Consider the following 13064-nt stretch of genomic DNA (forward strand, 5'->3'; position numbering starts at 1 on the left):
GCGCCTCAGCGCTCCGAGGCCGCGAGCTGGCCGCACGCGCCGTCGATCTCCTGGCCGCGGGTGTCCCGTACGGTCACGGGCACGCCGTGGGACTCGAGCGCGGCGACGAACGCCCGCTCGTCCTCCGGCCGGGAGGCCGTCCACTTGGAGCCGGGCGTGGGGTTGAGCGGGATCAGATTGACGTGCACCCGGTGGTTCTTCAGCATCCGGCCGAGCCGGTCCGCGCGCCACGCCTGGTCGTTGATGTCCCGGATCAGCGCGTACTCGATGGAGATCCGGCGGCCGGAGACCTCGGCGTAGTGCCACGCCGCGTCCAGCACCTCGCGGACCTTCCAGCGGGTGTTGACCGGCACCAGAGTGTCGCGCAGCTCGTCGTCCGGCGCGTGCAGCGAGACCGCGAGGCGGCACTTCAGCCCCTCGTCGGCGAACCGGTAGATCGCCGGGACCAGGCCGACCGTGGAGACGGTGATGCCGCGCTGCGACAGGCCGAGGCCGTCCGGCTCGGGGTCGGTGAGGCGGCGGATCGCGCCGATCACGCGCTTGTAGTTGGCCAGCGGCTCGCCCATCCCCATGAAGACGATGTTCGACAGCCGCGCGGGCCCCCCGGGCACCTCGCCGTCGCGCAGGCTCTTCATGCCCGCGACGATCTGGTGCACGATCTCGGCGGTGGACAGATTCCGGTCGAGACCGGCCTGCCCGGTCGCGCAGAACGGGCAGTTCATGCCGCAGCCTGCCTGCGAGGAGATGCACATCGTGACCCGGTCCGGGTACCGCATCAGCACCGACTCGACGAGCGTCCCGTCGAACAGCTTCCACAGCGTCTTACGGGTGTCCCCCTCGTCGCACGACGCGTGCCGCACCACCGTCATCAGCTCCGGCAGCAGGTCCTCCGCCAGCTTCCCCCGCGCCGCGGCCGGAATGTCCGTCCACGCCGCCGGATCGTCGGCGTACCGCGCGAAGTAGTGCTGCGACAGTTGCTTCGCCCGGAACGGCTTCTCCCCGAGCGCGGCCACCGCCTCCCGCCGCTCGACGGGAGTGAGGTCGGCAAGGTGCCGCGGCGGCTTCTTGGCCCCACGCGGCGCGGCAAAAGTGAGTTCTCCGGGTACAGGCATGATCTGACAAGTGTCGCAGATCGAAATGGGTCGGCCGGTCGCCCGCTGGTCCGGGGCTGTCGCTCGGGCGGCGGGCCGTCGGGGGGTCAGCCGGTGCCGACGAAGACGGCCAGGAGGAGCCAGACGACGGGGGCGGTGGGGAGCAGGGAGTCGAGGCGGTCCATGATGCCGCCGTGGCCCGGCAGGAGGGTGCCCATGTCCTTGATGCCGAGGTCGCGCTTGATCATGGATTCGCCGAGGTCGCCGAGGGTGGCGCTGACGGCGGCGGCGAGGCCGAGGAGGAGGCCCTGCCACCAGCGGCCGTCGTCGATGACGTACTGCATGAGCAGGGCGCCCGCGACCATGGCGAAGGAGATCGCGCCGAGCAGGCCCTCGCGGGTCTTGCCGGGGCTGATGCGGGGCGCGAGCTTGTGCTTGCCGAAGCGCCAGCCGACGGCGTAGGCGCCGGTGTCGCTGATCACGGTGAGCAGCAGGAAGACCAGGACGCGGCGCGGGCCGTCGTCGGCGGCGAGCATCATGACCACGAAGGTGGCCAGGAAGGGCACGTAGAAGGCGGCGAAGACGCCGGCGGTGACGTCGCGCAGGTAGTTCTCGGGCGGCTCCGTCATGCGCCACACGAGGATGGCGAGCGCGGTGAGGGCCATCGCCACCCAGGCGCCGTCCGCGCCGCGCAGATACCCGGCGATGATCATCGCCGTACCGCCGGCCGCGATCGGGATCAGCGGGGCGCGGATGCCCTTGCGCTCCGCCAGCCGCGAGGTCAGCTCCCAGACGCCGACGGCGGCGGCGACGACCACGACGCCGACGAACACCGCCTTCACGATGAAGAGCGAGGCGACGATGACCGCGCCGAGGCCGAGGCCGACCCCTATCGCCGCGCGCAGATTCCGCCCTGCGGACTTCTTCGCGGGGGGCTGCGGCGGCGGTGTCGGCTCCGGGGCGGTTGGCATAGGAGGAGTCTTCCTGCCGCGCCCGGAATCGGGTGCGGAACCCGCCGGATAGATGATCGTGTCATCCGCAATCGAGCCGTCGGCCGCGCCGTTGGTGACCGTGTCCTCGGGCGCTCCCCAGTGACCGGCGCGTGGCGAAGCGCCCCAGGAAGAGTCGTTCACTGAGCTTCGCCTCGCGTCGTCGTGTGTCGGCCGGGAAGGGCTGAGGGCGGGATCGTGCATACGGTCGTACTGCCGGTGTCCGGACGGGCGTCAGGAACGGTGCCAGGACGGGCGTGTCCGGACGGGCGTGTCCGGACGGGCGTGTCCGGACGGACTGAGATGTCCGGGGCGGTGTTTCCGGGGCGGGCCCGGGGGCCCGGCCCGGTCAGACCTCCAGCAGCTCGGCTTCCTTGTGCTTGAGCAGCTCGTCGACCTGGGCGACGTACTTCGACGTCGTGTCGTCCAGCTCCTTCTCCGCGCGGCGCACCTCGTCCTCGCCCGACTCGCCGTCCTTGACGAGCTTGTCGAGGGTCTCCTTGGCCTTGCGGCGGACGCTGCGGATCGAGATCTTGGCGTCCTCGCCCTTGGTCTTGGCGACCTTGATGTACTCCCGGCGCCGCTCCTCGGTGAGCTGCGGGAACGCCACCCGGATGATCCGGCCGTCGTTGCTCGGGTTGACGCCGAGGTCGGAGTTGCGGATCGCCTCCTCGATGTTGCGCAGACTGCTGCTGTCGAAGGGGGTAATCACCGCCATCCGCGGCTCGGGCACCGCGAACGAGGCGAGCTGGTTGATCGGGGTGGGCGCGCCGTAGTACTCGGCCACGATCTTGTTGAACATCGCGGGGTGCGCCCGGCCGGTACGGATCGCCGCGAAGTCCTCCTTGGCGACGACGACGGCCTTCTCCATCTTCTCCTCGGCCTCGAGGAGGGTCTCTTCAATCACCATGTGCTCCTGGTATTCAGAAGGCGGAGCCTGACGGTCGGGCCCCTGCGCGCGTCTTTCCTGCACGGTGTCCGACCGGCAGCCTGTTGTCCATCCCCGGACCGGGCGAACCGGGACGTGTCACCACCCGGCGCTCGGGCGGTCATTAAGCCCTGGAGCCCCGGTCGTTGACCAGCGTGCCGATCTTCTCACCCTTCACGGCCCGCGCGATGTTCCCTTCGGCGAGCAGCTCGAAGACGAGGATCGGCAGCTTGTTGTCCTGGCAGAGGGTGATCGCGGTGAGGTCGGCGACCCGCAGGTCGCGGGTGATGACCTCGCCGTACTCCAGGGCGTCGAACTTCACCGCGTCCGGGTTCAGCTTGGGGTCGGAGTCGTAGACCCCGTCGACCCCGTTCTTGCCCATCAGCATGGCCGCCGCGTCAATCTCCAGGGCCCGCTGGGCGGCGGTGGTGTCGGTGGAGAAGTACGGCATGCCCATACCGGCGCCGAAGATGACGACGCGGCCCTTCTCCAGGTGCCGTACGGCCCGCAGCGGGATGTACGGCTCGGCGACCTGGCCCATGGTGATCGCGGTCTGCACGCGGGTCTCGACGCCCTCCTTCTCCAGGAAGTCCTGGAGGGCCAGGCAGTTCATGACCGTGCCGAGCATGCCCATGTAGTCCGAGCGGGCCCGGTCCATGCCGCGCTGCTGGAGTTCGGCGCCGCGGAAGAAGTTGCCGCCGCCGACGACGAGGGCGATCTCGTAGCCGTCCGCGACGACCGCGGCGATCTCGCGGGCGATGGCGTGCACGACGTCGGGATCGACTCCGAGACCGCCTCCCCCGGCGAACGCCTCGCCGGACAGCTTCAGCAGATAGCGGCGGTGGGCGGTGGTGTGGTGGGCCGTATCGGCGCCTTTGTCCATGGAGATCTCCTCGTGCACGTACGAAGGAGGCCATTGCCGCGGGTCCTCGTGGGTTCCCTGTACGGCAATGGCCTCCTCGTCACATCTGCGGCCGGTCGGCGGGCGGCCGACCGCGTACGACCCTAGCCGGGCCGTCGGTCATTCGCTGCTTTCGTGTCCAGCGCGATCAGACGCCGACGCGGAAACGCGCGAAACGCTTCAGCGTGACGCCGGCCTCGTCCAGCACCTTCTGGACGGTCTTCTTGGAGTCCTTCGCGAAGGCCTGCTCCAGGACGACGTTCTCCTTGAAGAAGCCGTTCACCCGGCCCTCGACGATGCGCGCCAGGGCGGCCTCGGGCTTGCCCTCCTCGCGGGCGGTGGCCTCGGCGACGCGACGCTCGTTCTCGACCGTCTCGGCCGGGATCTCGTCGCGGGACAGGGCGGTCGGCGCGAAGGCGGCGATGTGCTGGGCGACGTCCTTGGCGACCTGCGCGTCGGCCTTGTCCAGCTCGACCAGGACGCCGACCTGCGGGGGCAGGTCGGGGCTGGTGCGGTGCAGGTAGGAGGTCACGTAGGTGCCGGAGAACTGGGCGAAGCGGTCGAGCACGATCTTCTCGCCGAGGGTGGCGTTCGCCTCGTCCACGTACGCCTGGACGGTCTGGCCGTCCTTGATCTCGGAGCCGAGCAGCGCCGTGATGTCGGCCGGCTTGCTGGCGGCGACGTGGGCGGCGATGGCGTCGGCCACGGCGACGAACTTGTCGCCCTTGGCGACGAAGTCCGTCTCGCACTTCAGCTCGACGAGGACGCCCTCGGAGTTGTCGGCGGCGATCAGGGAGACGACCGCACCGTTGGAGGCCGAGCGGCCCTCGCGCTTGGTGACGCCCTTCTGGCCCTTGACCCGAAGGATCTCGACGGCCTTGTCCAGGTCGCCTTCGGCCTCCACAAGGGCGTTCTTGCAGTCCATCATGCCCGCGGCGGTCAGCTCGCGGAGCTTCTTGACGTCAGCGGCGGTGAAGTTCGCCATGGGTTTAAGTCTCTTCCCGAATGGTCGGTGGATCTACGGGTGGACGGCGGGGGCATGGGCCCCCGCCGTCGTCACGCGTGGTTCACGTCGTACGCGTCGTACGCGATACGCGTCCTGCTGCTGTGCGGTTGACCGGTGGTGCCGGTGTGCCGTCGGTACGGGTCGGAACAGGCTCAGGCCTGCTCGGACTCGCCCTCCGTGGCGGCCGGGGCGGCGTCGGCCGGAGCCTCGGCGGTCTCGGCGTCGGCCGGGGCGGCGTCGGCCGGAGCCTCGGCCTCGGCGGCGGGCGCCTCGGCAGCGGCGGCGGTCGCGTCGGCGGCGGGCGCCTCGTCGGCCTTCTTCTCGCCCTCGAGCAGGTCACGCTCCCACTCGGCGAGCGGCTCGGCGACGCCTTCGGCCTTCTTGTCACCGGTGGCGGCACCGGAGCGGGCGATGAGGCCCTCGGCGACGGCGTCGGCGATCACACGGGTGAGCAGCGTGACGGAACGGATCGCGTCGTCGTTGCCCGGGATCTTGTAGTCGACCTCGTCGGGGTCGCAGTTGGTGTCGAGGATCGCGACGACCGGGATGCGGAGCTTGCGCGCCTCACCGACGGCGATGTGCTCCTTCTTGGTGTCGACGATCCAGACGGCGCTCGGCACCTTCTGCATCTCGCGGATGCCGCCGAGGGTCTTCTCCAGCTTGTCCTTCTCGCGGGAGAGGACCAGCAGCTCCTTCTTCGTGAGGCCGGACGCGGCCACGTCGTCGAAGTCGATCTCCTCGAGCTCCTTCAGGCGCTGGAGGCGCTTGTAGACGGTCGAGAAGTTGGTGAGCATGCCGCCCAGCCAGCGCTGGTTGACGTAGGGCATGCCGACGCGGGAGGCCTGCTCCGCGATGGCTTCCTGCGCCTGCTTCTTGGTGCCGACGAACATGATGGAGCCGCCGTGCGCGACGGTCTCCTTGACGAACTCGTAGGCGCGGTCGATGTACGACAGCGACTGGAGCAGGTCGATGATGTAGATGCCATTGCGCTCGGTGAAGATGAAGCGCTTCATCTTCGGGTTCCAGCGACGGGTCTGGTGCCCGAAGTGGACGCCGCTCTCCAGCAGCTCCCGCATCGTGACGACGGCCATGGCCGTACTCCTTGAGGTACTCGGTTATCGCGACCGCCGGACGGCGGTCGCGCCTGACGTCCCGACGCGCCGTGCCACGAGGGACCGAGGGGCGCGGCCACCGTCCCGATGAGAGGAGTGGGTGGCGGGGCGTGCGAAGTCGACCCGGTGACCCGGATCGCCAGAGAAAGTGTACGGGACCGGTGGAGTGCCGGGCGACACCCGAGTTATCCACAGGCCAGGACCATGATCATCTTTCGCCGCCCGGATCCGGGATGCTCGTGCCATGGCACTTCACATGTGGTTGACGGTGGTGATGACGGCTCTGCTGACGGCCCTCCCCGGCGGCACGGGGACGGCGGGCGGCGCCGGTACGGCGAGCGGCACGGGGACGGCTGGCGGCGCGGGGTGCGCGGGCGCCGGCTCGGACGCGCGCTGCTGGCCCGTGACAGGGCCGGAAGTACGGGGGCGGCCGGCGGTGCTGCGCGCCTTCGAGCCGCCCGCGACGCCCTATGCCGCGGGACACCGCGGGGTCGACTTACGCGCGGGGCCGGGGAGCGTGGTGCGGGCGGCGGCTCCCGGCGAGGTGACCTTCGCGGGGAAGGTGGCGGGCACCGATGTCGTCGTGCTGCGGCTCGACCGGCCGGACGCGAGCCTGCGCGTCACCTATGAGCCGGTACGGGGGACGGTCGCGGTCGGCACCCGGCTCGCCGCGGGCGGGCCGCTGGGAGTGGTGACCGACTCCGCCGTCCACCGCTCACCCGGTTGCCTCCACTGGGGCCTCCTGCGGGGTGACGTCTACCTCGACCCGTTGACCCTGCTGCCGCCGTGGCTGCTGCGCGCGGGGCCCTCCCGGCTGCTGCCGGTGTTCGGCGCGGCGGCGGACGGGACGGAACGGAAAGCGGAGGCGGCAGCCCGGGTCAGGGGCGGCCGGTCACCCCGTGCAGCGCCATCGTGACGGCCGACTCGGTGATGTGGACGGGGTCTTCTGCGGCGCCGAGTTCGATCCGGCGGACCGCGGCGTCGACCACGCCTTGCAGGAGCATAGCGGTCAGGCGGGGCTCGGCGTGGCCGAGGGCCGCGAGGGCGGCGCCGACCATCGTGACCAGGCCGCCGTGGGCGGCGCGGATCTTCTCGCGGGCGCCCGCGTCCAGTTCACCGGCGGAGATCGCGACGACGGCGCGGTGGCGGCGGTCGCCGACCAGCGCGAGCTGGCTGCGTACGTAGGCCTCGATCTGACCCTCGGCGGTGTCGGCGGCCTGCATGGCGGCCTCGACCTCGGCGGCCCAGACGGGGAAGTCCACGGCGCACAGCTCTTCGACCACCGCGGCGCGGGAGCGGAAGTACTCGTAGACCGAGGAGCGCGCCAGTCCGGTGCGCTCGGCCAGGGCGGGGAAGGTCAGCGCCTCCGTGCCGCCCTCGGACAGCAGCGAACGCGCGGCGTCCAGCAGGGCCTGGCGCTGCATCGTCCGGTGTTCGGCCACCGAGGCCGCTCGAATCCTGGGCATCCCACCACTGTAGACACTGTGCCGCGCCTGTCACCGCCCGACGTCGGCCAGCTTTGCCCGTAGTTGGAGGACGGACTTGGTGTGGATCTGGCTGACCCTGCTTTCGGTGACGCCGAGTACCTGGCCGATCTCGGCGAGTGTCAGGCCCTCGTAGTAGTAGAGGGTGACGACGGTCTTCTCGCGTTCGGGAAGGGTGTTGACCGCGCGGGCGAGCAGTCGGCGCAGCTCACGGTCCTCGGCGACCTCGACGGGGTTGTCGGCGCCGGTGTCCTCCAGGGTGTCGACGAGGCTGAGCCGGTCGCCGCCCTCGCCGCCCGCGTGCAGGAGGTCCTCCAGCGCGACGACGTTGGCCAGGGACAGCGCGCTGAACACCGCGTGCAGGTCTTCGATCCCGACGCCCATCTCCGCCGCCACCTCGGGCTCGCTCGGAGTGCGGCGCAGCTTGGCCTCAAGGGTGGCGTAGGCGCGTTCGACGGCGCGCGCCTTCTGCCGGACGGAGCGCGGGATCCAGTCGAGCGCGCGCAGTTCGTCGATCATGGCGCCGCGGATACGGGTGATCGCGTAGGTCTCGAATTTGATCGCGCGTTCCGGGTCGAACTTCTCGATCGCGTCGATGAGTCCGAACACCCCGGAGGAGACGAAGTCGGCCTGCTCGACGTTGGCCGGGAGCCCGACGCTGACCCGGCCCGCCACGTACTTCACCAGCGGCGAGTAGTGCAGGATCAACTGCTCCCGCAGCCGGGCGTCCCCCGTGGACTTATAGGTCCGCCACAGTTCGTCGAGCGACGTGGGGGCGGCTGGCCGAGGGGAGGTGCGGGGGGCGGTCGCCGCCGTCGCCCGCTCGGACCCGGGGGTGTACTGGGGCATGTGCCGTTTTGAGCCGTTCTGCCGAGACGTGGGCGGGAAATCGAGCCTCCGCGAGCGTAGCGTGACCATAGTGTCGCTTATTGCTACATCATCCGTATGGGACATGCGCAGATACGTTCCTCTACCGGTGCGCGCTCACCGGACCGGCTATACCGCCCGGTACGGGCCCCGCGCGGGAGCCCCTCGGGTCATCATGGTGGGCCGCCGGGCCGCCCACGGCCGGTCCTACGATCGTCCCAGGTCACGGCGGTTTCCTGTCACCTGATGGTGTGTCGATGGCGTCAACCCTCCCGACGCGGCGCGCCGTCGTGCGCGGTACGGACCAACTTCCACCGCCCGTCGTCGCGTTCGACGAAGCCGAGGGCCTGCAATTCGTAGAGCCGTCTCAGCGTGTCGTCGCTGGTGGACCCCACGGCGAGGGCGATCTCCTCTTCGCGGGCGTCCCCTTGACCGGGGAGCGCTTCCAGTACGCGGGCCGCCGCCGGGTCGAGCAGATCGCGCGGCAGTACGGGTCCGCGGCGGGCCGGTGCGAGGTCGGCGCCGATCTCCCCCACCATCTCGATGACTTCGGCCGCGTCGGTCACCACCACGGCGTCCCCGCGCAGCAGTTCGTGCACCCCTTCCGACAGACCGCTCGTGCAGGGCCCCGGCACCCCCATCGTCACCCGCCCCAACTGGGCGGCCCGCCGCGCGGTGACCAGGGAACCGCTGCGGTAGCGCGCCTCGACCACCACCGTGCCGCGGGTCAGGGCGGCGATCACCCGGTTCCGCAGCACGAATCTGCTGCGGGTGGGGTGGTCGCCCGGCGGCAGTTCGCCGACGAGCAGGCCGCGTTCGGCGATCTCGCCGATCAACTGGGCGTTGCCCGGCGGGTACGGCACATCGACGCCGCTGGCCACCACGCCGATGGTGGCGCCGCCCGCCCGCAGCGCACCCCGGTGCACCACACCATCCACCCCGTAGGCGGCTCCCGAGACCACCACCCAGCCCGCCCGTGCCAGTCCCCCGCCGAGCCGCGCCGCCATGTGGGCGCCGTAGTCGGTGCAGGCCCGTGCGCCGACCACGGCCACCGAGCGCAGTGCCCACAGCCGTAGCGACGGCTGCCCGCGTACCCACAGGCCATACGGGCGCTGCGGCCCGAGGTCGTCCAACTGCCCCGGCCAGTCGGCGTCCTCGGGGCAGACGAACCGTCCTCCGGCCCGGCGTGCGGCCTCCAGATCCCCCTCGGGGTCGGCCCGAACCGACCGCGTCCGGTATCCGTCGGTCCGGCGCGGACCGGCTCCGGGCAGTGCCTCCCCCTCCCGTAGCGCGCGCAGCACCTCTTCGGCTCCCCTCTCCCGCAGCGCCCGCCCCACCACCTCGTCCCCGGGGTCGGCGATCCGCGTGATCGCCACCCGCGCCAACCGCTCCGCCTCCGGCACGGCAGCCGCCAAGGCAGGTACCGCCAAAGCGGGCACCGCCAGCGTCGGTGGACCGGCCCCACCGGCCGCGGCGCCGACCTGAGAGCCATCGGCGGCCTGCGAACCCCGGACCCTCCCTGCGCCAACCTCGGCGGCCGATCCGGTGGCCGTCTCCTCCCCCGGCGGCCCGGCCCCATCGGGGCCCGGCGACCCCCTCCGCCGCCGCATCACACACCCCCCGCTACGGGCACCCCGCGGCTGACACCGGTCCTGAGGTGGAGCGCCTGGAAGACGTCGTCGACATCGGGGCGGTCGTGGCCCGCGAGGTCGGCGAGGGACCAGGCGACGCGCAGGACGCGGTCGAGGCCGCGGGCGGTGAGCAGGCCGCGTTCCATGTCGCGCTCGGCGGGGTGCAGGGCGCCGGGGGCGACGTGCCAGCGGGTGCGCATCTCGTGGCCGGGGATCTCGCTGTTCAGCTTCCAGGGGGTGTCCCGGTAGCGGGTCGCGGCACGCTCGCGGGCGGCGACGACCCGGGCGGCGACGGTGGCGGTGGATTCGCCGGGGCCCTGGCCGAGGAGGTCGGATCTGCTGACGGATTCCACTTCGACGCGCAGGTCGACGCGGTCCAGCAGCGGCCCCGAAAGCCTGCCCTGGTAGCGGCGGACGGCGGTGGGCGAGCAGTCGCAGCCCTCGCCCAGCATCGAGTAGCGCCCGCAGGGGCAGGGGTTGGCGGCGAGCACCAGCATGAAGCGGGCAGGGAGCCGCATCACGCCCGCCGCGCGGGCGACCACGACATGGCCCGATTCGAGCGGTTGCCGCAGCGCCTCCAGCGCCCGCACACTGAATTCCGGAGCCTCGTCCAAAAAGAGAACCCCGCGATGGGCGAGCGAGACCGCGCCCGGTCGGGGCAGTCCGCTGCCGCCGCCGACCAGCGAGGGCATGGTGGCCGAGTGGTGCGGCGCGCAGTACGGCGGGGCGTCGACCATGGGCCGTCCTGGCGGGAGGATGCCCGCCACCGAGTGGACGGCGGTGACCTCCAGGGACTCCTGGCGGGTGAGCGGCGGCAGGATGCCGGGCAGCCGCTCGGCGAGCATCGTCTTGCCCGCGCCCGGCGGGCCCTTCAGATACAGATGGTGTCCGCCGGCGGCGGCGACCTCCAGCGCGGTGCGGGCGGTCCGCTGTCCGGCGACGTCGGCCAGGTCGGGGCCGTGCCCGGTGAGCGAGTCGTCACCGAGGCTGCCGGCCAGACCGGTCCCGACGCCGCCGCCCGGCACGGTCAGCCCGGCCAGTATCGGGTCGGGGCGGCCGTCCGCCCGCGCCGGGTCCTGGTCCTCCTCGGGGGCCAGCTCGTCGTTGAGGAGGGCGACGAGCTGCCGCAGGGTGCGGATACCGAAGACGGAGACGCCGGGGACCAGGGATGCCTCGGCCGTGGTGCGCTCCGGCACCACGACATGCCGGTATCCGGCGTCGGCCGCCGCCAGGACGGCGGGCAGCACCCCGCGGACCGGGCGGACCCGTCCGTCGAGTCCCAGTTCGCCGATCATCATGAGGTCGGCGATGGATCCGGGGGCGATGCGGTCGTTGGCGGCGAGGATCGCACACGCCACGGCGAGATCGAACCCCGAACCGCCCTTGGGCACCGAGGCCGGGCTGAGGCCGACGGTGAGCTTCTTCTGCGGCCAGACCTCGCCGCTGTTCACGATCGCGGCGCGCACCCGGTCGCGGCTCTCGGTGAGGCTCTTGTCGGGCAGTCCGACCAGGGCGAAGGCCGCCACGCCGGGTTCGAGGTCGGCCTGGACCTCGACCACGACGCCTTCGACGCCGATCAGCGCGACCGAGCACGTACGGGCGAAGCCCATCACGCCACCCCCCGCACATGCTCGACGCGGGCCGCGCCGCGGGCGGGCAGCAGGATGCCGACCAGGTCGATTCTCACGCCGCCCGGTGGCGCGCCGCCGTGTTCCGCCGCCCAGCGGTCGGCGAGCGACCGCAGCCGGTGGATCTGCCGCGGCCCGAGCGCCGCCATGGGGTGCTGGAAGCCGCCGTCACGGCGGGTCTTCACCTCGCACACCACCAGGGCGTCCCCCTCGGACGCCAGAATGTCGATCTCCCCGTCGCGCCCGCACCGCCAATTCCGGTCGAGCACGGTCAGTCCCGCGTCCTCCAGCCTGCGGGCCGCCAGCCCCTCGCCGTACCGCCCCAGCGCACCTCGTGCGTTCATGCGTACCACCTCCGTCACTCACTGTGACAGAGTTCGACCGCCGAAGATGATCTTGGTCCCAGCCTGTGGATAACTCCCCGCGACCCCGCACCGTGGCCCGCGCCGCGCCCATGCACCGGGGCCCGCGCCGCGACCCCGCACCGCGCCCCGCGCCTGGGCCCGCGCCAGCACCCGGCCCGCGCCCCACCAAGAGCGCACCGGCACCCCCGAAGGCCCCCTCAAAAGGGCCTCAGCTTCAACTATTGAAGCCCGACTCGTCCGACGGCAGATCCAGATCCGCCTTGTTCAGCTCCTCGATGTTCACGTCCTTGAACGTGAGGACACGGACCTGCTTGACGAAGCGGGCGGGCCTGTACATGTCCCAGACCCAGGCGTCGGCCATCGAGACCTCGAAGAAGACCTCACCCTGGACCGAGTGCACCTGCATCTCGTAGTCGTTGGTGAGGTAGAAGCGCCGCTCGGTCTCGATCACGTACTTGAACAGGCCAACGACATCGCGGTACTCCCGGTAGAGCTTCAGCTCCATCTCGGTCTCGTACTTTTCGAGGTCCTCGGCGCTCATGGCATGTTCCCCTTCAGCCGTACGTGCCCCCCATTGTGCGTCAGTCGCGCTCCGTCCCCAGGGGGATCGGGGATTGCGGGGGGCCTTCGCCGAGCAGCGTACGCAGCAGCTCAGCGAGTCTGATGGGGTACACCGTCTCACGAGTGCGCAAAAGTTCCTCGCAGGTCCACCAGCGCAACGACGAGACACTTCTGCGTTCCAGGTCCGTCTGGCCGCTGGTGTCGACGTCGACGGTGTCGGTACGGCCCAGGTGGTACCACTCGTCCTGCTCCCAGCGCCGCCCGTCGAAGCTGAAGGAGCTGGTCCGCTCCCACAGCACCGGGCCGAGCCGTACATCGGTGATGCCGGTCTCCTCGGCGAGCTCGCGCAGCGCCGTCTCCTCCAGGCTCTCACCGCCCTCGACCCCGCCGCCCGGCGTGAACCACGAGCCCACCGCCGGATCGGCCGGATCGACGCCGTTCAGCAGCAGGATCCGGTCCGCCGGGTCGAGCAGCACCACACGGGCGACGCGCCGACGCACC

At 71.4% G+C, this 13064-nt stretch carries 13 protein-coding genes and 1 pseudogene; 1 reads left to right on the plus strand and 13 read right to left on the minus strand.

Annotation, left to right across the window (positions count from 1 at the left end):
* Positions 1-5: 5 nt before the first annotated feature.
* From rlmN to rpsB, 6 genes are all read right to left on the minus strand, one after another.
* Positions 6-1112 carry a 23S rRNA (adenine(2503)-C(2))-methyltransferase RlmN gene (rlmN, locus tag ACFZAM_RS28490; RefSeq protein WP_391050339.1) on the minus strand — a complete coding sequence of 369 codons (1107 nt, stop codon included), beginning with the start codon at positions 1110-1112 and terminating at the stop codon, positions 6-8.
* A gap of 86 nt (positions 1113-1198) precedes the next feature.
* On the minus strand, positions 1199-2224 hold the full coding sequence (locus ACFZAM_RS28495; RefSeq protein WP_355346498.1) for a phosphatidate cytidylyltransferase: 1026 nt from the start codon (positions 2222-2224) through the stop codon (positions 1199-1201).
* A 205-nt stretch (positions 2225-2429) separates the two neighbouring features.
* Positions 2430-2987: a ribosome recycling factor gene (gene frr, locus ACFZAM_RS28500; RefSeq protein ID WP_188281238.1), complete on the minus strand. Its 558-nt coding sequence runs from the start codon at positions 2985-2987 to the stop codon at positions 2430-2432.
* 145 nt (positions 2988-3132) lie between these two features.
* Positions 3133-3891, minus strand: coding sequence for a UMP kinase (gene pyrH / locus ACFZAM_RS28505; RefSeq protein ID WP_355346495.1), 759 nt, complete (start codon positions 3889-3891; stop codon positions 3133-3135).
* Between the two features lie 166 nt (positions 3892-4057).
* On the minus strand, positions 4058-4894 hold the full coding sequence (tsf, locus tag ACFZAM_RS28510) for a translation elongation factor Ts (RefSeq protein ID WP_391050340.1): 837 nt from the start codon (positions 4892-4894) through the stop codon (positions 4058-4060).
* Positions 4895-5067: 173 nt separating this feature from the next.
* Positions 5068-6006, minus strand: coding sequence for a 30S ribosomal protein S2 (gene rpsB / locus ACFZAM_RS28515; protein ID WP_391050341.1), 939 nt, complete (start codon positions 6004-6006; stop codon positions 5068-5070).
* A 265-nt stretch (positions 6007-6271) separates the two neighbouring features.
* Here rpsB and ACFZAM_RS28520 point away from each other — a divergent pair, with 265 nt between their 5' ends.
* Complete coding sequence (locus ACFZAM_RS28520; RefSeq protein WP_391050342.1) at positions 6272-6943, plus strand: peptidoglycan DD-metalloendopeptidase family protein; 672 nt, start codon at positions 6272-6274, stop codon at positions 6941-6943.
* Here the strand turns inward: ACFZAM_RS28520 and ACFZAM_RS28525 are convergent.
* From ACFZAM_RS28525 to ACFZAM_RS28555, 7 genes and pseudogenes are all read right to left on the minus strand, one after another.
* A complete protein-coding gene (locus ACFZAM_RS28525) occupies positions 6906-7493 on the minus strand; it encodes a helix-turn-helix domain-containing protein (RefSeq protein WP_355346483.1) in 588 nt (195 codons plus the stop codon). The two genes, ACFZAM_RS28520 and ACFZAM_RS28525, sit on opposite strands and share 38 nt — an antisense overlap.
* 30 nt (positions 7494-7523) lie before the next feature.
* Positions 7524-8360: an RNA polymerase sigma factor WhiG gene (gene whiG / locus ACFZAM_RS28530; RefSeq protein ID WP_355346480.1), complete on the minus strand. Its 837-nt coding sequence runs from the start codon at positions 8358-8360 to the stop codon at positions 7524-7526.
* A gap of 281 nt (positions 8361-8641) precedes the next feature.
* Positions 8642-9988, minus strand: a complete 1347-nt coding sequence (gene dprA, locus ACFZAM_RS28535) for a DNA-processing protein DprA (RefSeq protein ID WP_391050343.1) — start codon at positions 9986-9988, stop codon at positions 8642-8644.
* On the minus strand, positions 9988-11619 hold the full coding sequence (locus tag ACFZAM_RS28540) for an ATP-binding protein (RefSeq protein WP_391050344.1): 1632 nt from the start codon (positions 11617-11619) through the stop codon (positions 9988-9990). Before ACFZAM_RS28540 ends, dprA begins: the two co-directional genes overlap by 1 nt.
* Positions 11619-12093 (minus strand): annotated as a pseudogene (locus ACFZAM_RS28545) (YraN family protein). The gene ACFZAM_RS28540 and the pseudogene ACFZAM_RS28545 overlap by 1 nt, the downstream one beginning before the upstream one ends.
* Before the next feature lie 123 nt (positions 12094-12216).
* Positions 12217-12543, minus strand: coding sequence for a DUF2469 domain-containing protein (locus tag ACFZAM_RS28550; RefSeq protein ID WP_188281213.1), 327 nt, complete (start codon positions 12541-12543; stop codon positions 12217-12219).
* A gap of 40 nt (positions 12544-12583) precedes the next feature.
* Positions 12584-13063, minus strand: a complete 480-nt coding sequence (locus ACFZAM_RS28555) for an NUDIX hydrolase (protein WP_355346595.1) — start codon at positions 13061-13063, stop codon at positions 12584-12586.
* Position 13064 lies beyond the last annotated feature (1 nt).

The organism is Streptomyces sp. NPDC008079 (genome assembly GCF_042957385.1).
Lineage (GTDB): Bacteria > Actinomycetota > Actinomycetes > Streptomycetales > Streptomycetaceae > Actinacidiphila.

Coding starts and splice junctions, on each gene's coding strand:
- rlmN (WP_391050339.1), bottom strand. CDS start 1,112: ATGCCTGTACCCGGAGAACTCACTTTTGCCGCGCCGCGTGGGGCCAAG.
- pyrH (WP_355346495.1), bottom strand. CDS start 3,891: ATGGACAAAGGCGCCGATACGGCCCACCACACCACCGCCCACCGCCGC.
- tsf (WP_391050340.1), bottom strand. CDS start 4,894: ATGGCGAACTTCACCGCCGCTGACGTCAAGAAGCTCCGCGAGCTGACC.
- rpsB (WP_391050341.1), bottom strand. CDS start 6,006: ATGGCCGTCGTCACGATGCGGGAGCTGCTGGAGAGCGGCGTCCACTTC.
- ACFZAM_RS28520 (WP_391050342.1), top strand. CDS start 6,272: ATGGCACTTCACATGTGGTTGACGGTGGTGATGACGGCTCTGCTGACG.
- ACFZAM_RS28525 (WP_355346483.1), bottom strand. CDS start 7,493: ATGCCCAGGATTCGAGCGGCCTCGGTGGCCGAACACCGGACGATGCAG.
- whiG (WP_355346480.1), bottom strand. CDS start 8,360: ATGCCCCAGTACACCCCCGGGTCCGAGCGGGCGACGGCGGCGACCGCC.
- dprA (WP_391050343.1), bottom strand. CDS start 9,988: ATGCGGCGGCGGAGGGGGTCGCCGGGCCCCGATGGGGCCGGGCCGCCG.
- ACFZAM_RS28540 (WP_391050344.1), bottom strand. CDS start 11,619: ATGGGCTTCGCCCGTACGTGCTCGGTCGCGCTGATCGGCGTCGAAGGC.
- ACFZAM_RS28550 (WP_188281213.1), bottom strand. CDS start 12,543: ATGAGCGCCGAGGACCTCGAAAAGTACGAGACCGAGATGGAGCTGAAG.